Source organism: Amycolatopsis sp. FBCC-B4732, assembly GCF_023008405.1.
Classification (GTDB): domain Bacteria; phylum Actinomycetota; class Actinomycetes; order Mycobacteriales; family Pseudonocardiaceae; genus Amycolatopsis; species Amycolatopsis pretoriensis_A.
Genome location: NZ_CP095376.1, coordinates 4,422,031 through 4,439,961, shown reverse-complemented (window position 1 = coordinate 4,439,961; position 17,931 = coordinate 4,422,031). Strand labels below are relative to the sequence as shown.

Sequence of the window (17,931 nt, the reverse complement as noted above, 5' to 3'; positions counted from 1 at the left end):
AGGCAAAGGGGGTGACCGTGATCAATTTTCGAACTGGGCCCGTCGCGGTCGGTCGCCGGGTGATTGCCAAGGGTGCGTCGCGGTGGCTAGAGTCCTCCCGCTGGGAGCGCTCCCAAACTCGACGACGAGGAGAGGGCGAATGCGGGCGAGGACGGTAATGACGGCGGTACTGGCCGCCGCGACGCTGGGGCTGACGGCGGGCGCCGTGCCCGCGTCGGCCGCGGACTACGAGCGGTTGCTCAACGGCACCTTCGAAAGCGGCACCGCCGACCCCTGGTGGGCCGGCTCGGGCACGACCGCCCGGGTCACCGGCGGGGAGTTCTGCACCGCCGTCACCGGCGGCACGGCCAACGGCTACGACGCGCTGTCCGGCCAGAACGGCGTGCCGTTCGAGGCCGGGCAGCAGTACACCCTGAACTTCGACGCGCACGCGACGACCACCCAGCAGATCTCCGCCGTCGCCGGGGAAGCCGTTTCGCCGTACCGGCAGATTTCGCGCGAAGACCTGACGGTCACGCCGGCGAAGCAGCACTTCACCGTCACCTTCACGTCCACTTTGGACTTCCCGGCGGCCGGCAACGGCCAGCTGGCGTTCTGGTTCGGCGGCCAGGCCACCGGCAACACCGTCTGCCTCGACAACATCTCACTCGTCGGCGGCGTCGTCCCACCCGGCGGCCTCCCGCCGACCAGCGGCGTCCGGGTGAACCAGGAAAGCTACGTACCCGGCCTGCCCAAACGGGCCACCGTGATCAGCGACGCGACCACGCCGCTGACGTGGACGCTGAAGAACTCCGCCGGGACCGCCGTGGCCACCGGGCAGACCCGGCCGCGCGGCGCGGACGCCGCGTCCGGGGAAAAGGTGCACGAGATCGACTTCTCCGCCTACGAAACCGAAGGCACCGGCTACACCCTGACCGTCGGCGCGGAGACCAGCTTCCCGTTCGCCATCGCCGCGAACGGGCTCAAGCAGCTGCGGTACGACTCGCTCGCGTTCTTCTACCACCAGCGCAGCGGGATCCCGATCGAGGCCCAGTACGTCGGCGCCGGCTACGCGCGCCCCGCGGGGCACGTCAACGTGGCGCCGAACCAGGGCGACGACCGCGTGCCCTGCCGCTCGGACCTGAACTGCGGCTACACCCTCGACGTCCGCGGCGGCTGGTACGACGCGGGCGACCACGGCAAGTACGTCGTCAACGGCGGGATCGCCGCGTGGGAGCTGCTCGACGAGTACGAGCGGGCGCTGCGCGTGGGTGACGCGAGCGCGCTGGGCGACGGCAAGCTCGCCATCCCGGAACGCGCCAACGGCGTGCCCGACATCCTGGACGAGGCCCGCTGGGAGGTCGACTTCCTGCTCGAGATGCAGGTGCCGGACGGCGCCCCGGACGCGGGCATGGTGCACCACAAGATCCACGACGCGCAGTGGACGTCCCTGCCGACGCGGCCCGACCAGGACAGCCAGCCGCGCCGGCTCTCCCCGCCGAGCACCGCGGCGACGCTGAACATGGCCGCGGTCGCCGCGCAGGCGTCCCGGCTGTGGCGGACCGTCGACCCGGCGTACTCGGCGAAACTGCTCGCCGCGGCCGAAAAGGCTTACGCGGCAGCCAAAGCGAACCCGAACAAGCTCGCCGACCCGAACGACGGGACCGGCGGTGGTACCTACAGCGACAGCACCGTGACCGACGAGTTCTACTGGGCGGCCGCGGAACTGTTCGCCACCACGGGCAAGAGCGCCTACCGCGGGGACGTCACGGGCTCCGCGCTCTACCGCGGCGCGAGCTTCACCACGCACGGCTTCGACTGGGCCTCCACGGGCGCGCTCGGCGACATCACGCTGGCCCTGGTGCCCACCGACCTGCCCGCGGCGGACGTCTCGGCGATCAAGACGGCGATCACCACCACCGCGGACAGCCACCTGGCTCAGCTCTCCGGCATGGGCTACCCGGCGCCGTACCGCACCGCCGACGGCACCTACGAGTGGGGATCCAACGGCCTGGTCGCGAACAACGGCGTCGTGCTCGCGCTGGCGTACGACTTCACCAAGCAGGACAAGTACCGCGACGGCGCGTTCGCGGCGCTGGACTACCTGCTGGGCCGCAACCCCGCGAACTACTCCTACGTCTCCGGCCACGGCGACCAGCCGGTGCGCAACGTGCACCACCGGTTCTGGGCGCACGAACTGGACGCGTCGCTGCCGACCGCCCCGCCCGGCGCGTTGTCCGGGGGCCCGAACAGCGGTCTGCAGGACCCGACCGCGGCCCGCCTGCTCGCCGGCTGCCCGCCGCAGCGCTGCTTCGTCGACGACATCCAGGCGTACTCGGTGAACGAGGTCGCGATCAACTGGAACTCCGCGCTGGCGTGGCTGACCAACTGGACGGCGGAGAAGTCGCCGTCGGGCGCGGACACGACCGCGCCGAGCGCACCGGGCACGCCTGCCGTGTCGGCGGTTTCGGCGACCGGCGCGACGGTGACGTGGCCGGCGGCGGCCGATCCGGAAAGCGGCGTGGCGGGCTACGACGTCGTCGGCGTGACCGGCTCGTCCCGCAAGGTGCTCGCGACCGTCGCCGGGACGAGCGCGACGCTGACCGGGCTGACGCCGTCGACCGCGTACACGCTGGTCGTCGTGGCCCGCAACGGAGCCGGCGCGAACTCGGCGGATTCGCCGTCGGCGCGCTTCACGACGCTCGCGGCGGGCGGCTGCGCGGTCACCTACGCGGCCAACACCTGGAACGGCGGCTTCACGGCGACGGTCACCCTGACCAACACCGGCACCACGGCGTGGCCGTCGTGGACGCTGAAGTTCCCCTTCTCCGGCAACCAGAAGGTGACGCAGGGCTGGTCGGCGACGTGGTCGCAGTCGGGCGCGGACGTGAGTGCGACGTCGTTGCCGTGGAACGGTTCGGTGGCCCCGGGCCGGTCGGTGGCGATCGGGTTCAACGGGAGCTACAGCGGGAGCAACGCGAACCCGCGGGCGTTCACGGTGAACGGGGTCGCCTGCGGCTGAGCGACGGACGTCACGTGCCCCGGCCGGAACACCGGCCGGGGCCGTGCGTTGTAAGGGGTGTAGGTGCGGAGTGGGCCCCGGAGCTCACGTCCTGCCCCGAAAACTTCCGCTTCCGCTCGCAGGTCGACCCCCCTCAGACCTCCGCTGAGCGGGAGCGGGACCACGTTCACCGCGGCCTCGCCGCGGGAAAGCCCGCACCTGCCGGGGCAACCGGTCCGGCAATCCGGGCCGGCCGGCGCCGACGTGCACCCGCTTCAGGACGGTGAGCTTCGTGGTGCGGCGCGCGAGGAGCCAGGCGGCGCGGCTCCACCGGTTTTTCGCGCCGCCTAACCCGCCACGGTGTGCGGGTCGTCCGCCGGCAGCCAGACGTTCCCGGTGTCCAGCCCCAGCGAGCCGACGTCCCGGGTGAGGGCCGCGATCGCGCCGCGGACCGCCGCGCTGCTCTCGTCGCGGCGGGAAACCAGGGACCACGTCCAGAACGGGGCCGGGTCCACCACCGGACGGCGGGCGAGGTCCGGGGGGACCGGGGCCGTCTGGCCCTTGGGGGAGTTCAGCACCGGGCGGCCCAGCTTGCGGACGTGGTCGAAGAACGCCGGGCCGGTGATGCCGCCGTCGTGGGTGCGGACCACCTTCGCGCCCGTCGCGCCCGCGAACTCCTCGGCGAAGACGTTCCAGGACGCCCAGCTCGCCGTGTCCGCGTCGACCAGCACGACCGTGTCCGCCGCGGTGACCGGGGCGGTGCCGGTGCCGATGGCGTGCAGGCGGTCCGCGCCGATCAGCACGCCTTCGAGGTCGTGCTCGGCCAGGTCGGCCGCGCGGGCCCAGCTGATGGCCAGGTCGATGCTGCCGTCGGCGACGCGGCGCAGCTGGGCGTGCGAAGGCAGCACCCACGTGTCGACGTGCAGCTGCGCCACCCCGGCCACGCGGTCGAGCAGGTCGGCGGGCCGCCAGTTGACGTAGCCCAGCCGCACCGGTTCGGTCGCGGCGAAGCCCGCCGCCGAGCGGCGCAGGTCGTCGGCCTGGTCCAGCAGCGCGCGGATCCGGGGCAGCAGCGCCTCGCCGCACGCGGTGAGCGACACCGAGCGCCGGTCGCGGTCGAAGAGGCGGACGCCCAGGTCGCGTTCCAGCGCCTTGATCTGCTGGGACAGCGAGGGACCCGCGATGTGCAGCCGCTCCGCGGCCCGGCCGAAGTTCAGTTCCGTGGCGACAGCCACGAAGTACCGAAGCTGGCGTAGCTCCATATCGGCAGCTTAGTGCGGTGCGAGCACGGGCCTCCCAGCTGAGAGCGAACCGGTCGTGGCGGACCACCCGGGCGCGGGCACACCATCGGCTCAGGACGAAAAACCCCAAGGAGGTCCACAGTCATGAGCACCCGGAAGGTCGCGGTCGTCACCGGCGCTTCACAGGGCATCGGCGCGGCGCTGGTCGAGTCGTACCGCAAGCTCGGGTACGCCGTGGTCGCGAACTCGCGGTCCATCACCCCGTCGGGGGACGGCGAAATCCTCGCCGTCCCCGGCGACATCGCCGACCCCGCCGTCGGCGCCCGCGTCATCGAACAGGCACTGGCCACGTTCGGCCGGGTCGACACCCTGGTCAACAACGCGGGCCTGTTCGTGGCGAAGCCGTTCACCGACTACACCGGCGCCGACTTCGACACGGTCACCGGCGTCAACCTGCGCGGCTTCTTCGACGTCACCCAGCACGCCATCGCCGCCATGCTCGAAACCGGCGGCGGGCACATCGTCAACGTGACGACCAGCCTGACCGACCACGCGAACAGTTCGGTGCCCTCGGCTTTGGCGTCGCTGACGAAGGGCGGCCTCAACGCCGTCACGAAGGCGCTGGCGATCGAGTACGCGACGCGCGGGATCCGCGTGAACGCCGTTTCGCCCGGCGTCGTCCGCACGCCGATGCACCCCGCCGAAACCCACGAGTTCCTCTCGGCGCTGCACCCGGTCGGGCGCATGGGCGACATCGCCGACGTCGTCGACGCGGTCGCCTACCTCGAAGGCGCGCCGTTCGTCACCGGCGAGATCCTGCACGTCGACGGCGGCCAGAGCGCGGGCCACTGATGACCGCCGAAGCGGACGTCCTCGCCGGCGTCCTGGACGAGTGGAAGGCGGCGGTCGACGCGCACGAGCCGGCTCGCGTGGCCGGGTCCTTCACCGAAGACGCCGTTTTCCAGGGCCTGCACCCCTACCGCGTCGGCCGGGCGGGCGTCGCCGAGTACTACGCCTCGCAGCCGCTGGGCCTCACGGCGGACTACCGGGTCCTGGAGACCCGGCGGCTCGCCGAGGACGTGGTGCTCGGCTACGTGAACGTCGACTTCGGCTTCACGGACCGGCCAGTGCTCCCGGTCACCCTCGGCGTGGTGCTCCGCCGCGTCGACGGGACCTGGCTCATCGCCCACTACCAGGTGTCCCGGCGCTGACCGGCCGGGCCGCGAGCCGGCCCAGCCCCGGCAGGCGGCCCCGGTTGGGCACCGTGCGCAGTGGGTGCCCGGCCAGGCCCCAGCCGCCGAGGAGCTCGTTCGCCGCCGCCCAGCCGGTCGTCGCCGCGCGTTCCATCAGGGCCACCGGCAGGTCGACGCGGATCGCGTCGCCCGCCAGGACCAGGCCCGGTTCCGGGGTGCGCACCGGCGGCCGGCGGGCGAACCCGCCGACCGGGAACAGCGGGCAGTCCTGCCGCACCAGCGTGATCTCCCCGAGGACGCGGGCCGCCGCGGTCTCCGGGTAGAGCCGGTGCAGCCGCTCGTCCAGGGCCCGGGTGACGTCGTCGCGGTCGGACGCGTAGGCGTGCAGCTCCACCACGGAGCCGCCGGTGCGCCGGGCCCAGCGGCGGGCCTCGCCTTCGTAGCGGTCCAGGACGCTGATGTTGTCCAGCGGCGGCAGGCCGCCGGTGCCGAGGAACGCCGGCCGGCCCGCGTCGACGGGCCGGTCGAGCCACAGCCGCCGGACGACGAACGGCGGCGCCGTGCGCAGGTCCTCGACCGCGGCCCGCCACGACGGCGTGCCGAGCCCGGGCGAGGCGGCGACGATCCGGCGCAGTCCCGGGACGTCGCAGGCGAGCACGACGGCGTCGAAGCGCTCCTCGCCGATGCGGAACCCGTCGCCGTCGCGCTCGATCGAGGCCACCTCGGTGCCGCACCGGAGGTCGGCGCGCCGGTCGGCGAGGTGGCCGGCGAGCGGGTCCCACAGCGCCTGCGGGAACGGCTCGGCCGGGACGTCGAAGAGCAGGCCTTCGGCGGAGCCGAGGAAGTACAGGTGGAACATCGTGGCGAGTTCGGCGGCCGACAGCTCGCCGGGGTCGGCGAAGAAGCTGCGCGAGAACACCTCGAACGCGAGGTGCCGCGCGGCGGCCGGGAAGTTGATCGCGGCCAGGAACGACGCCGCGTCGAGGTGGTCGAGCTGGTGGTAGACGCGGGGGACGCTGACCGTCGCCAGGGGCAGCGCCCGCCGGCCGTCCAGGCGCAGCAGGTCGCGGGTGCGGAACGTCGGGCTGCGCAGCGCGAAGGCGAGCGCGTTGACCGGCGGCGTCCGCGGCAGCCCGGCGAAGGTGTCGGTGCGCCCGTGCGGGTCGATCAGCGGGTAGTCGGGCACCGGGGTGAGCCGCTCGAGACCGGGGTCGGTGCGGGCCAGCAACGCGCGCAGGTTGTAGTACTGGCGGAAGAACGCGTGGAAGCCGCGGCTCATCGTCACCGGCGTGCCGTCGGTGAGCCGGTCCGCCCAGCCGCCCACGCGCCCGCCCAAGTGGGCTTCGCGCTCGAACAGCGTGACTTCGACGCCGCGTTCGGCGAGCCCGGTCGCCGCGGTGAGCCCGGCGATCCCGCCGCCGACGACGGCGGTGCGCGGGCGGCGGCCCAGCTGTCCCGCGTCGGGGAGCCCGGCGGGCGCGGGGAGGGTCTCGGCCCGCCGGTCGCGTCCGGTGACGCCGGTCGCGTGCCGCACGCTCATGCGGCGGTGCCCAGTACGGTGTGGACGATGCCGCGGTGCCAGCCCGGCATCGTGCCGGTCCGGACGTCGGTGAAGCCCGCGCGGGTCAGCCGCGCGCACAGGTCGCCGACGCCGTCGAAGGCCAGGACGCTGCGGCGCAGGTGCCGGTAGAGCGTGGCGTCGCCGGTGGCCAGCCGCCCGGCCGGGATGACGATCGCGCCGCACACCGCGTTCCACACCGCGCGCGAGCGGCGGGAGTCGCGCACCGAATACTCGTGCAGCGCGAGCACCCCGCCGGGGCGCAGCAACCCGTGCAGGACGCGCAAAGTGGCGTCGGGGTCGGCGACGTTGCGCAGCAGGTACGCGGCGAGGATCGCGTCGAACGGGCCGTCGGCCGCGGACAGCTCCTCGACGGGGAGGTGCCGGAAGTCCACTGTGGACGGCCAGGTCTTCGTCCCGGCGCGCGCGAGCATCGACGCCGAGGCGTCGATCGCGGTGATCCGCGCGTCCGGGGCCTGGGCGAGCAGCGCCGCCGTGGACGCGCCGGTGCCGCACCCGGCGTCGAGGACCCGCCGGGCGCCGCTGCCGTCGAGCAGCCGGCGCGCCGAGATCCGGAGGTCGCGGTGGTAGCCGGGGTTGATGCCGACGAGCCGGTCGTAGGCCGCGGCACCCGCGTCGAACGCCGCGGGCACCTCGGCCCGGGGCAGTCCGTTGCCTTTCATGCACTGTCCTTTCGCGACTTCCCGCGCTCCCACAGGAGCAGGACCGCGGTGACGAGGGCGTAGCCGAACAGGAAGTCCTCGACCGGGATGTCCCAGGGGAACCGCCAGCCGGTGATCCCGCCGGGGGAGTAGCGGACGATCGGCGCCGACAGCTTGGTCAGCCAGCCGTCGACCGGGATCTGGAAGGCCACGACGATCGCCATCGTGACCCAGTAGGCGGGCCGCCGGAACAGCCCGGTGCGCAGCACGAAGACCTCGGCCGCGACGACGGCGAGGACGGCGGCGACGGCGGGAACCGAGTAGCCCCAAGGCATCAGCTTCGGACCCGCCGGCGCCCGGCACGGGGCCGGGCCAGTCGGCGCAGGAACTGCCCGGTGCGGCCGACCGCTTCGTAGGTCAGCACCCCGCAGACCGGGACCACGACGAAGAACAGGACTTCCTCCAGCGGGATCCCGAACGGCGCGCGGACACCGGTGACGAACGCCGGGTCGAAGTCCCAGACCCCGGCCGCGATGGCCACGGCGTCCCAGAGCAGGAACACCAGCGCCACCGGCAGCACCGCGCGCACCAGGCGGCCCGGCCTGCGGTAGACGCGGGCGCCGGCGAGCTCCAGCGGCAGCGTCACCACCACGCACGCGCCGAGGACCAGCAGGTACTCCACCCGGCCCACCTCAGGCCACCGCCTGCCGCCGCCGGGCCCACTGCGCCCGCACGAGAGCGTCGCACGCGGCGAGCAGCCGCCGGTGCTTCGGCACGCGGGCGCGGCCGGCGAAGACGTTGTACCCGGCGGCTTCGATGCGGTCGAGGATGCCGCCGTAGAGGACGAACGCCGTCTCGACGCACGGGCGCGACGCCGGGTGCAGCATCGCGATGCCCGGCCGGGCCTCGGCATAGGTCCGGCGGGTGCTCGCGATCTGCGCGGCGAGCGCGCGCCGGACCGCCGGGTCGATCCGCCGCGTGCGGGCGCACCAGCCGAGCCGGTCGCGGTCGACGCCGTCGGCGGCCAGCTCGTCGGCGGGCAGGTAGACCCGCCCGCGTTCGAGGTCTTCGGCGACGTCACGCAGGAAGTTGGTCAGCTGGAAGGCTTTCCCGAGCGCGGCGGCGCGCGGGGCGGCCTCCGCGCGGGGGACGACGGTCCCGAGCACGGGCAGCACCTGCAGCCCGATGACCTCGGCCGAGCCGTGCACGTACTCGTCGAGCGCGGCCCGGGTCGGGTAGCCGGTCACGGTGAGGTCCATCCGCATCGAGGCGAAGAACGCGCGGAAGTGCTCTTCGTCGATGGCGTAGCGGGACACGGTGTCGAGCACGGCCGCGCGCACCGGGTCTTCGCTGTGCCCGGTGGAAAGCTCCGCGAAGAAGCGGTCCTCGACCGCGTGCAGCGCGGCGGCGATCGACTCGGGCGTGGCGCCGGGCTCCGGTTCGTCGACGACGTCGTCGACCCAGCGCGCGAACCCGTAGAGCGCGTGGACCGCCGGGCGCTGCGCGGGCGCCAGCATCCGGGTGGCGAGGAAGTAGGTCCGGCCGTGGCGGGCGTTGAGCTCCCGGCACCGCTGGTAGGCCAGCCGCAGCCCGGCTCCGGTGATGCCGGCGGCGTCGAGTTCCCGGCGGGTCATCGCGCTCCTTCCCCGGTGATCCGGGCGGCGGCCAGCCGCCCGGAGAGCAGGACGGTCGGGACGCCGACGCCGGGCACGGTCCCGCCGCCGGCGAGGACCGCGTTTTCCGTGCCCGGTGGCAGGTTCCGCGGCCGGAACGGTCCCGTTTGGACGAACGAGTGCGCGTAGCTGAACGGCGTGCCCGCGACCATCCCGCGCCGGGCCCAGTCGGCCGGGCTCAGGACGTGCCACGCCTCCGGTTCGAAGCCGGGCAGCAGGCCGCCGCGGACCCGGTCCAGGATCTCCTTCGCGTACGGCTCGGCTTCGGCGTCCCAGTCTTCCGGGCCCCGCCGCAGGTTCGGCACCGGCGCCAGGATGGAGAACAGCTCCCGGCCGGGCGGGGCGAGGCCGGGGTCGGTCGCGGTCGGACGGGTGATCAGCAGCGACGGGTCGCTCATCCGGCTGCCTTCGGTGATCAGCTCGCGGAAGGTCGACGCCCAGCCGTGGCCGAACGAAATCGTGTGGTGCCCCACCGGCCAGTAGCCGGGGCCGCCCGCGTGCAGCACCAGGGCCGACGGCGCCGGGCGCAACGGCACCGGGCGGCGCGGGGTGCGGCCCAGCAGCCGGTAGCTCTCGTGCGGTTCGGTGGTCAGCACCACGGCGTCGCAGGGCAGCCGCCCCTCGGCCGTGCGGACGGCGGTGACCCGGGCGCCCCGGCGTTCGAGGGCGGTCACCGGCGCGCCGAACCGGAACTCCACCCCGGCCGCCGCGGCGACCCGGGCCATGGCCCGCGGCACCGCGGCCATCCCGCCCTGGGGGAAGTAGACCCCGCCGACGGTGTCCATGTAGGAGATCACCGCGTACAGCGCGAGCGCCCGCATCGGCGACTCGCCCGCGTACAGGGCCTGGAAGGTGAAGACGCGCTTGAGGCGCTCGTCGCGCAGGAAGGTGCCGATCTTGCGGTCCAGGCGCCGGAACCCGCCGAGCGCGACGAGCCGGGCCAGATCGCGGGAGACCAGGCCGAGCGGCGAATCGATGTTGCTGCCGACGAACCGGTCGAACTCCGCCGCGTACAGCCGGGTCAGCCAGTCGCGGAGCCTGCGGTACCCGGCGGCCTCGGCCGGCCCGGCGAAGTCGCGGACCGCGTCGGTCATCGGTTCGGCGCCGGTGTGCACCGGCAGCACCGACCCGTCGGCGAACCGCGCGGTGTAGGCGGGATCGAGCCGGGTCAGCCGCAGTTCCGACGTCAGGTCGGCACCGGCCGCGGCGAACGTGTCCGCGAGGATCGACGGCATGGTCAGCACGGTCGGGCCGGTGTCGAGGTGGTAGCCGCCGAGCTCGAGCCGGCCCGTCCGGCCACCCGGGCCCGCGTCGCGCTCCACCACGACGACTTCGCGGCCGCGGCCGGCGAGGTGCAGTGCGGCGGACAGCCCGGCCAGGCCCGCGCCGACGACCACGACCCGGCCGGTCGGCCCGGTGACCGTCCTCATCGGACTCGTTCGGTGCAGCGGCGGGCGAGCACCGTCAGCGCCGCGGCGGCCGGGCCGGGCAGGCCCACCAGGTCGATCGCTTCGAGGGCGCGGCGGACGCGCTCGTCGATGAGCTTCTCCAGCTGGTCGCGCGCGCCGGTCGCGGTGATCAGGTCCCGCCAGCGCGCGACGGCCGCGGCGTCGACGGCGTCCAGGGCGAGCAACCCGGTGAGCTCGGCGCGCTGCCGGGGGCTCGCCAGGTCGGCGGCGAGCACGACCACGCTGGAGGCCTTGCGTTCGCGCAGGTCGTCGCCCGCGGGTTTGCCGGTGACCGCCGGGTCGCCGAACACGCCCAGCAGGTCGTCGCGGAACTGGAACGCTTCGCCGAGCAGCCCGCCGTAGGTGCCCAGCGCGGCGAGGACGTCGTCCGCGCAGCCGGCCAGCGCCGCGCCGAACTCGAGCGGGCGGCGGACGGTGTAGTCGCCGGACTTGCGGCGGATCACGTCGAGGACGTCGGCCCAGGACGGCAGCGCGCGGGCGTCGTTGACCAGGTCGCCGAGCTGCCCGACGGCCAGTTCGGACCGCATCCGGTCGTAGACCGCCCGCCCGCGGGCCAGCGCGCCCGCGTCGAGCCCGCTTTCGTGCAGCAGCTGCCCGGACCAGACGAGGAAGAGGTCGCCCATCAGCACCGCGGCCGACTCCCCGAACCGCTGCGCGGAGCCGGCGAGGCCCTGGCTTTCGTGCCAGCGCGCGAACCGGACGTGCATCGCCGGGTGCCCGCGCCGCCGCGCCGAGCCGTCCATGACGTCGTCCTGGATCAGCGCGAAGCAGTGCAGCAGCTCGAGGCTGGCGGCGGCGCGCAGGGCCGCGGCGCTCTCCGGGCCGCCGCAGCGCCAGCCCGTGTAGGCGAACATCGGGCGGAGGAACTTCCCGCCGGTGACGAACTCCGGCAGCGCGGTGATCGCCGGGGCTTCGGCGGCCCGTCCGGTGAAATGCTCCCGCACCCGCTCGGTGACGAAGGCGTGGACGTCCGCCCCGCACCGCCGGCGCAACGCGTCCAGCCAGGCCGTCGTCCCGGTGGCGCCGGCCGCGGGGATCACCGCCATCCGGACTCCTTCCGAGGTTCGCTGCAAAGTCGATGCGTTCCGGCAGTTACCCCCAATAGGCTCGCACAAACATCACTGCGGCGCTCGCCGTCGCGTTGCGAGTGCGATGCGGATCGGCGACGATGGGCCCCGTGAACGTCCGGCGATGGCCCGTCCAGCTGTTCAAAGAACCCGCTTGGGCGAAACAGGAACCGACGTACCGCGAGTGCGCGCCCGCCCTGATCGAAGCGGCGGGGAAACGCGCGTCCGCCCGTCCGTCCGGCAACTGGTTCGTCATCGGCGCGAGCCGCGAGGTCCGCGCCGACCGGCCCTTCGGGAGCACCGTCGGCGGCCACGAGCTCGTCGCGTGGCGCGGCGAGGACGGCGAAGTCCGGATCGGCCCGGGCGCGTGCCCGCACCTGGGCGCCCCGCTGGCCGACGCCCGGATCGACCGCGGCGGGCTCGTCTGCCGCTGGCACGGCCTCCGGCTCGACGGCACGCGCTGCGGCACCTGGTCACCGGTGCCCGCGCACGACGACGGCGTCCTCGTCTGGGCCCGCTTGGACGCACTCGGCGGCGAACCGCCGTCGGACCGCCCGGTGGTCCCGGAGCGCCCGGCGGGCGGGCCGAGCATCGACGCCGTGGCGACGCTGACCGGGACGTGCGAACCGGAAGACGTCGTGGCGAACCGGCTCGACCCCTGGCACGGCGCGTGGTTCCACCCCTATTCGTTCAGCCGCCTGCGGGTGCTCGAAACGCCGGACGGCACCGAGGGATCGGACCGGTTCCTCGTCGAGGTGACGTTCCGGCTGGCCGGGCGTGCGGGCGTGCCGGTGCACGCGGAGTTCCTCTGCCCGGAACCGCGGACGGTCGTGATGCGGATCGTCGAGGGCGAAGGCGTCGGCAGCGTCGTCGAAACGCACGCGACCCCGCTCGGGCCCGGTCCCGACGGCAAGCCCCGGACGGCGGTCATCGAAGCGACGATCGCGGCGTCCGAGCGGCCGGGGTTCGCGCTGGCGGCGAAGCTCGCCCCGGCGATCCGGCCGCTGATGCGCCACACGGCGGCGCGGCTGTGGCGCGACGACCTCGCCTACGCCGAACGCCGGTACGCCTTGCGCAGCGGGTGAAGTTTGCCGCCCGGTACGCCGGGTACACCGAGCACGGCGGTGCCCGTCCGTTGTTCGAGCTCAGCTCGTGGTCTCCGCGGATCCGGGCAGGCGGACGGGCACCGCTGCCATGACCGGGTGCCAGCGGGTGGCGTCGAAGATCAGTGTGATCGCTTCGATCTTCCCGTCCCGCAACCGGAAGTGCTCGGCCGTGCGCTGGACGCCCACCGGGGTCGCGGTGTGCACGTCGTAGACGAGCGTGGCCTCCGAATCGCCGTAGAGTTCGCTGATCAGCTCGACCCCGGTCACGATCGCCACGAACGCGGCGAGCCCGTCGAGGTGGCCGCGGGCGTCGCCGGAGCTGATCAGCGGGCTTTCGAACGAAAAGGTGTCCGCGAGCCGGGCGGCCGCGGCGGTCACGTCCCCGGCGAAACGAGCCCGGTGGTAGGCCTGTACGGCCTCGCGGGTCGACTCGGTCATCGGTCCTCCAGGTAGCGGGCGAGGTGCTGCTGGTTTTCGACGAGGCGCAGGCACAGGTGCCGCAGCGCCGTCGTCTCTTCGGCGGTGAAGCCGCGGAACACGGCGGCCATCGCCGCCTGGGAGGGGCGCCGGAAGTCCTCGAGCCACGTCCGGCCGTCCGGGGTGATCCGGACGAGCACGGACCGCCGGTCGCGGGGATCGGGGACCCGCGCGGCGAGGCCCGCGCGCTCCAGGGTGTCGACGAGGCCGGTGACGTTGCGTGAGCTGACCCCGGCGGACGTGGCCAGGTCCTTGATGTTCGTGCCGGCTTCGCGGCCGGCGAGGCGGATGAGGATGTCGAGCGCACCGGGGCTGAGGCCGCGGCTGTCGGTGCCCCGGGAACGCAGCTGGTCGAGGCTGCGGGCGGCCGAGCGGACGGCGGCGGCCGCCTCCAGCGCGGCGGTGTCGCCGTCGACGGCGAACCCGGCCAGCGCGGCGCGGACCTCGGGGGAGAACAGGTGGCCGGCGGGATCCCGGTCGAACGCTGCGTCAGATACGTCGTTCATAGTGAAGCACTACATTAGTACGTACTTCCATATCTGGGAAGGGAAGCTCGTTAACCAGGCTTTCAACCGGAGTTAGCCTCTGTCCCGGCACAGGTTCTCGATCAGCGACCCATACTGACCCGGCTCTTCACCACGACACCCCCGGAGTCCCCATGACGGACGTCAATCGTCGGCGCTTCCTGCAGCTGGCCGGCGGCACCGCTGCCCTTTCCGCACTTTCCACCAGCATCGCCCGCGCGGCGGAGATCCCGGCGTACCGGCACAGCGGCACGGTGCGGGACATCGAGCACATCGTGGTGCTGATGCAGGAAAACCGGTCGTTCGACCACTACTTCGGCACGCTGCGCGGCGTGCGCGGCTACGGCGACCCGCGGCCGGCGACCCTGGCGAACGGCAAGTCGGTCTGGGCGCAGTCGGACGGCAAGCGCGACATCCTGCCCTTCCGTCCCGAAGCGGACAACCTCGGCCTGCAGTTCATCCAGGACCTCCCGCACGGCTGGAACGACACGCACGCGGCGTGGAACGGCGGCAAGTACGACAAGTGGGTGCCCGCCAAGGGGTCGACCACGATGGCGTACCTGACGCGCGAGGACATCCCGTTCCACTACGCGCTGGCCGACGCGTTCACGATCTGCGACGCCTACCACTGCTCGTTCATGGGCTCGACCGACCCGAACCGCTACTACATGTGGACGGGGTACACGGGCAACGACGGCCAGGGCGGGGGCCCGGTCCTCGGCAACGACGAAAAGGGCTACTCCTGGACGACCTACCCCGAGCGGCTGGAGAAGGCCGGGGTGTCGTGGAAGATCTACCAGGACATCGGCGACGGCCTCGACGCGGCCGGCGGCTGGGGCTGGATCGACGACGCCTACCGCGGCAACTACGGCGACAACTCGCTGCTGTACTTCAATTCCTACCGCAACGCCAAGCCCGGCGACGCGCTGTACGAGAAGGCGCGCACCGGCACGAACGCGAAGGCGGGCGAGGGCTACTTCGACCGGCTGCGCGCCGACGTCAAGGCCCGGAAGCTGCCGCAGGTTTCGTGGATCACGGCGCCGGAGGCGTTCTGCGAGCACCCGAACTGGCCGGTGAACTACGGCGCCTGGTACATCGCGCAGGTGCTCGACGCCCTCACTTCGAACCCGGAGGTGTGGAGCAAGACGGCGCTGCTCATCACCTACGACGAGAACGACGGCTTCTTCGACCACGTCGTCCCGCCGTACGCCACCGCGGGCCAGTCCACTGTGGACACCTCCGGCGAGATCTTCGCGGGGTCGGCCTCGAACCCGGCCGGTCCGTACGGCCTCGGCCAGCGCGTGCCGATGCTCGTGGTCTCGCCGTGGAGCAAGGGCGGGTACGTCTGTTCGGAGACGTTCGACCACACGTCGATCATCCGCTTCATCGAGCAGCGCTTCGGCGTCCACGAGCCGAACATCTCGGCCTGGCGCCGCTCGGTGTGCGGCGACCTGACCTCGGCGTTCGACTTCTCCCGCACCGATGTGCGCGTCCCGGCCTTGCCGGACACGGCGGGCTACGAGCCCCCGGACCGCGACCGGCACCCGGACTACGTCCCGGCCGTCCCGGCGAACAACGTGCTGCCGAAGCAGGAACGCGGACTCCGGCGATCGCGGGCACTCCCGTACGACTTGTCGGCCGACGCCCGGCTGTCCGGCGGCGGCCTGGCGGTGACGTTCGCCAGCCACGGCCGCGCGGGAGCGGCGTTCTACGTCGTCACGCCATCGGGGGAGCCGCGGACGTACACGGCGGGGGCGGGCCGCTCGCTCACGGCGACGCTGCCGGTATCCGGTCCCTACGACTACACGGCGTACGGCCCGGGCGGCTTCGTCCGCCAGTTCCGCGGCGCGGCGGCGGGTCCGGAGGTTTCGGTCCGGTGCGGGGACGGTGACCTGACGCTCGTCCTGAGCAACCCCGGCTCGGTGCCGGTACGCCTGACGGTGAAGGACGCTTACGGCCACCACGCGGTGACCCGCCTGGTGCGGCCGGGGGCGAAGGTCGTCGAGTCGGTGGGGATCCGGCGGAGCAACAACTGGTACGACGTCTCGGTGACTTCGGACCGGGACCCGAAGTTCCTGCGCCGCCTGGCGGGCCACGTGGAGACGGGGCGGCCGAGCACGAGCGACCCCGCGATCCTGACGGACTGAGTTCGTGTCGTGAGGGGCACCCTCGTGGTCGTCGTGACCATGGGGGTGCCCCTCCTGGTTCGGCGGCGGTTCGGCGGCGCGGGGCGTCCCGCAGTGCGATCCGGCGGCGGGACGCTGCTGAGCCGTGGCCCGGTAGTGCGAGGCCGTGCTGAGCGGGACCCGGGGTCGGCATCGCGTACAGGCCAGGGCCGCATGGTGTGAACGACCCGTTCACCTCGCCGGACGTCATGAACGACTCGTTCATGACGTCCTTCCCGGCCGCGAACCCGCCGCGCCCACTCCGGCGGAGCCGAAAGTGCTTTGAGGGTGCCGCTCGCATCCCCGCGAGCCCGGCCGACCACCCCATCGGCCGGGTTTTCGCATGTCAACGACCCCTTGCGGATCATATCGAAAATTATATACGATCCTGCCCCACGGTCAGCGGACATCAAGGGAGCCGTCATGCGACTGTTCGGCAGCATCGATCGTGAGCACCGGCGCGTGGTCCTCGCCGCCATGGCGGGGACCACCATCGAGTGGTACGACTTCTTCGTCTACGCCATCTCGGCCGGGCTCGTCTTCGCCACCCAATACTTCTCCGCGCTCGGCAAGGAGGCGCTCCTCCTGTCCTTCGCGACCGTCGGGATCAGCTTCTTCTTCCGCCCCATCGGGGCCGTCGTCGCCGGGCACCTCGGTGACCGCTTCGGGCGGCGGGCGCTGCTGATCGCCACCCTGCTGCTGATGGGGGTCTCGACCGTCCTCATCGGACTCGTCCCCGGCGCCGGCTCGATCGGCGTCGCCGCGCCCGTTCTGCTCGTCGTGCTGCGGATCGTGCAGGGGCTCTCGGCCGGCGGGGAGTGGGGCGGTGCCGCGCTGCTCGCCGTCGAGCACGCTCCGGATGACCGGCGGGGGCTCTACGGTGCCTTCCCGCAGATCGGCGTCCCGATCGGGCTGCTGCTCGCCAACGGCGCCCTCGCGCTGGCCGCGGCCGTGACGACGCCCGCGCAGTTCCTCGCCTGGGGCTGGCGGATCCCGTTCCTGCTGAGCTTCGTGCTCATCGTCGTCGGGCTGCTGATCCGCGGCCGCGTGGCGGAAAGCCCCGTGTTCGAAGAGGTGCGCCGGACGCGCAGCCGGTCGAGCCTGCCGCTGGTTCCGCTGTTCCGGCACCACGGCGTGCTCGTCCTGCTCGGCGCCCTGCTGTTCGCCGCCAACAACGCCGTCGGGTACATGACGACCGGCGGGTACGTCCAGTCCTACGCGGTCAAGACGCTGCACCTGGACCGGTCCGCGGTGCTGGCCGCGGTCATGGTGTCCGCGGTCGCCTGGCTGGTCAGCACCCTGGTGGGCGGCCACCTCGCCGACCGCGTCGGGCGGATCAAGGTGTACCGCATCGGGTTCGCCGTCCAGCTCCTGTGGATGGTCCCGTTCTTCGCGCTGCTCGACACCGCGAACCTCGGCCTGCTCGTGCTCGCGCTGGTCCTGTTCTCCGTCGGCCTCGGCCTCACCTACGGTCCGCAGGCCGCGCTGTACGCCGAGATGTACCCGACGCGGGTGCGCTACAGCGGCGCCGCGATCTCCTACGCGATCGGCGCCGTCCTCGGGGGAGCGTTCGCGCCCACGATCGCCGAAGCCCTGCAGTCGAGTACCGGGACCGTCTACTCGGTGTGCGCGTACCTCGCGGGGATGACGGTGCTGGGGCTGATCGCGACGTTCTTCGTCCGCGACCGGCGCGGTGTTCCTCTTCGGACGGACGGCGACGCGGTGGAAGCGCCCGCCGGGCGGGGTTCCCCGACCGGGTAGTGCCGGGCCGTGCGCATTGCGGGGCCCGGTTCCGGGTGGGAACGTCGGGGGACCG

The 17,931-nt window shown here is 73.1% G+C and carries 16 protein-coding genes; 6 read left to right on the top strand and 10 right to left on the bottom strand.

Annotated elements, in window-relative coordinates; translation table 11 throughout:
- The first annotated feature begins 157 nt into the window (after positions 1 to 157).
- Positions 158 to 3,001, top strand: coding sequence for a glycoside hydrolase family 9 protein (locus MUY14_RS19400; protein WP_247024419.1), 2,844 nt, complete (start codon positions 158 to 160; stop codon positions 2,999 to 3,001).
- A gap of 326 nt (positions 3,002 to 3,327) precedes the next feature.
- Here MUY14_RS19400 and MUY14_RS19395 read toward each other — a convergent pair whose 3' ends face one another.
- Positions 3,328 to 4,242, bottom strand: coding sequence for a LysR family transcriptional regulator (locus tag MUY14_RS19395; protein ID WP_247024418.1), 915 nt, complete (start codon positions 4,240 to 4,242; stop codon positions 3,328 to 3,330).
- Between the two features lie 123 nt (positions 4,243 to 4,365).
- Here MUY14_RS19395 and MUY14_RS19390 point away from each other — a divergent pair, with 123 nt between their 5' ends.
- Together MUY14_RS19390 and MUY14_RS19385 are read left to right on the top strand one after the other, a co-directional pair.
- On the top strand, positions 4,366 to 5,073 hold the full coding sequence (locus MUY14_RS19390) for an SDR family NAD(P)-dependent oxidoreductase (protein WP_247024417.1): 708 nt from the start codon (positions 4,366 to 4,368) through the stop codon (positions 5,071 to 5,073).
- Positions 5,073 to 5,432: an SgcJ/EcaC family oxidoreductase gene (locus MUY14_RS19385; protein WP_247024416.1), complete on the top strand. Its 360-nt coding sequence runs from the start codon at positions 5,073 to 5,075 to the stop codon at positions 5,430 to 5,432. Before MUY14_RS19390 ends, MUY14_RS19385 begins: the two co-directional genes overlap by 1 nt.
- Here the strand turns inward: MUY14_RS19385 and MUY14_RS19380 are convergent.
- Genes MUY14_RS19380 through MUY14_RS19350 form a run of 7 tightly spaced genes read right to left on the bottom strand, consistent with a single transcriptional unit; the run spans position 5,401 to position 11,822 of the window.
- A complete protein-coding gene (locus MUY14_RS19380; RefSeq protein ID WP_247024415.1) occupies positions 5,401 to 6,954 on the bottom strand; it encodes an FAD-dependent oxidoreductase in 1,554 nt (517 codons plus the stop codon). The genes MUY14_RS19385 and MUY14_RS19380 overlap by 32 nt on opposite strands.
- On the bottom strand, positions 6,951 to 7,655 hold the full coding sequence (locus MUY14_RS19375) for a methyltransferase domain-containing protein (RefSeq protein ID WP_247024414.1): 705 nt from the start codon (positions 7,653 to 7,655) through the stop codon (positions 6,951 to 6,953). The genes MUY14_RS19380 and MUY14_RS19375 overlap by 4 nt, the downstream gene beginning before the upstream one ends.
- Entirely contained in the window at positions 7,652 to 7,969 is a 318-nt protein-coding gene (locus tag MUY14_RS19370) for a lycopene cyclase domain-containing protein (protein ID WP_396126821.1), read from the bottom strand. The genes MUY14_RS19375 and MUY14_RS19370 overlap by 4 nt, the downstream gene beginning before the upstream one ends.
- Complete coding sequence (locus tag MUY14_RS19365; protein ID WP_247024413.1) at positions 7,969 to 8,325, bottom strand: lycopene cyclase domain-containing protein; 357 nt, start codon at positions 8,323 to 8,325, stop codon at positions 7,969 to 7,971. The genes MUY14_RS19370 and MUY14_RS19365 overlap by 1 nt, the downstream gene beginning before the upstream one ends.
- Position 8,326: 1 nt before the next feature.
- The gene (locus MUY14_RS19360; RefSeq protein ID WP_247024412.1) at positions 8,327 to 9,268 is read right to left on the bottom strand and encodes a phytoene/squalene synthase family protein; all 942 of its coding nucleotides are present in this window, start codon (positions 9,266 to 9,268) and stop codon (positions 8,327 to 8,329) included.
- Positions 9,265 to 10,737: a phytoene desaturase family protein gene (gene crtI / locus MUY14_RS19355; protein WP_247024411.1), complete on the bottom strand. Its 1,473-nt coding sequence runs from the start codon at positions 10,735 to 10,737 to the stop codon at positions 9,265 to 9,267. The genes MUY14_RS19360 and crtI overlap by 4 nt, the downstream gene beginning before the upstream one ends.
- On the bottom strand, positions 10,734 to 11,822 hold the full coding sequence (locus tag MUY14_RS19350) for a polyprenyl synthetase family protein (protein ID WP_247024410.1): 1,089 nt from the start codon (positions 11,820 to 11,822) through the stop codon (positions 10,734 to 10,736). The genes crtI and MUY14_RS19350 overlap by 4 nt, the downstream gene beginning before the upstream one ends.
- A gap of 122 nt (positions 11,823 to 11,944) precedes the next feature.
- Here MUY14_RS19350 and MUY14_RS19345 point away from each other — a divergent pair, with 122 nt between their 5' ends.
- Positions 11,945 to 12,928, top strand: coding sequence for a DUF5914 domain-containing protein (locus MUY14_RS19345; RefSeq protein ID WP_247024409.1), 984 nt, complete (start codon positions 11,945 to 11,947; stop codon positions 12,926 to 12,928).
- A 60-nt stretch (positions 12,929 to 12,988) separates the two neighbouring features.
- On the opposite strand, the gene MUY14_RS19340 is transcribed toward MUY14_RS19345, so the two are convergent.
- Both MUY14_RS19340 and MUY14_RS19335 read right to left on the bottom strand, forming a co-directional pair.
- Positions 12,989 to 13,387 (bottom strand): hypothetical protein, encoded by a 399-nt coding sequence (locus MUY14_RS19340; protein WP_247024408.1) that lies wholly within the window; start codon positions 13,385 to 13,387, stop codon positions 12,989 to 12,991.
- The gene (locus MUY14_RS19335) at positions 13,384 to 13,932 is read right to left on the bottom strand and encodes a MarR family winged helix-turn-helix transcriptional regulator (RefSeq protein WP_247024407.1); all 549 of its coding nucleotides are present in this window, start codon (positions 13,930 to 13,932) and stop codon (positions 13,384 to 13,386) included. The genes MUY14_RS19340 and MUY14_RS19335 overlap by 4 nt, the downstream gene beginning before the upstream one ends.
- 152 nt (positions 13,933 to 14,084) lie before the next feature.
- Here MUY14_RS19335 and MUY14_RS19330 point away from each other — a divergent pair, with 152 nt between their 5' ends.
- Both MUY14_RS19330 and MUY14_RS19325 read left to right on the top strand, forming a co-directional pair.
- Positions 14,085 to 16,097: a phosphocholine-specific phospholipase C gene (locus MUY14_RS19330; RefSeq protein WP_247024406.1), complete on the top strand. Its 2,013-nt coding sequence runs from the start codon at positions 14,085 to 14,087 to the stop codon at positions 16,095 to 16,097.
- A 441-nt stretch (positions 16,098 to 16,538) separates the two neighbouring features.
- Positions 16,539 to 17,876: an MFS transporter gene (locus MUY14_RS19325; protein WP_247024405.1), complete on the top strand. Its 1,338-nt coding sequence runs from the start codon at positions 16,539 to 16,541 to the stop codon at positions 17,874 to 17,876.
- Positions 17,877 to 17,931: the final 55 nt, after the last annotated feature.

Excerpts from the sequence above, each read along its gene's own strand:
- crtI (WP_247024411.1), bottom strand. The coding sequence starts at position 10,737 with ATGAGGACGGTCACCGGGCCGACCGGCCGGGTCGTGGTCGTCGGCGCG.
- MUY14_RS19360 (WP_247024412.1), bottom strand. The coding sequence starts at position 9,268 with ATGACCCGCCGGGAACTCGACGCCGCCGGCATCACCGGAGCCGGGCTG.
- MUY14_RS19400 (WP_247024419.1), top strand. The coding sequence starts at position 158 with ATGACGGCGGTACTGGCCGCCGCGACGCTGGGGCTGACGGCGGGCGCC.
- MUY14_RS19370 (WP_396126821.1), bottom strand. The coding sequence starts at position 7,969 with ATGCCTTGGGGCTACTCGGTTCCCGCCGTCGCCGCCGTCCTCGCCGTC.
- MUY14_RS19395 (WP_247024418.1), bottom strand. The coding sequence starts at position 4,242 with ATGGAGCTACGCCAGCTTCGGTACTTCGTGGCTGTCGCCACGGAACTG.
- MUY14_RS19335 (WP_247024407.1), bottom strand. The coding sequence starts at position 13,932 with ATGAACGACGTATCTGACGCAGCGTTCGACCGGGATCCCGCCGGCCAC.
- MUY14_RS19325 (WP_247024405.1), top strand. The coding sequence starts at position 16,539 with ATGCGACTGTTCGGCAGCATCGATCGTGAGCACCGGCGCGTGGTCCTC.
- MUY14_RS19330 (WP_247024406.1), top strand. The coding sequence starts at position 14,085 with ATGACGGACGTCAATCGTCGGCGCTTCCTGCAGCTGGCCGGCGGCACC.
- MUY14_RS19385 (WP_247024416.1), top strand. The coding sequence starts at position 5,073 with ATGACCGCCGAAGCGGACGTCCTCGCCGGCGTCCTGGACGAGTGGAAG.
- MUY14_RS19375 (WP_247024414.1), bottom strand. The coding sequence starts at position 7,655 with ATGAAAGGCAACGGACTGCCCCGGGCCGAGGTGCCCGCGGCGTTCGAC.
- MUY14_RS19390 (WP_247024417.1), top strand. The coding sequence starts at position 4,366 with ATGAGCACCCGGAAGGTCGCGGTCGTCACCGGCGCTTCACAGGGCATC.
- MUY14_RS19345 (WP_247024409.1), top strand. The coding sequence starts at position 11,945 with ATGGGCCCCGTGAACGTCCGGCGATGGCCCGTCCAGCTGTTCAAAGAA.
- MUY14_RS19340 (WP_247024408.1), bottom strand. The coding sequence starts at position 13,387 with ATGACCGAGTCGACCCGCGAGGCCGTACAGGCCTACCACCGGGCTCGT.
- MUY14_RS19380 (WP_247024415.1), bottom strand. The coding sequence starts at position 6,954 with ATGAGCGTGCGGCACGCGACCGGCGTCACCGGACGCGACCGGCGGGCC.
- MUY14_RS19350 (WP_247024410.1), bottom strand. The coding sequence starts at position 11,822 with ATGGCGGTGATCCCCGCGGCCGGCGCCACCGGGACGACGGCCTGGCTG.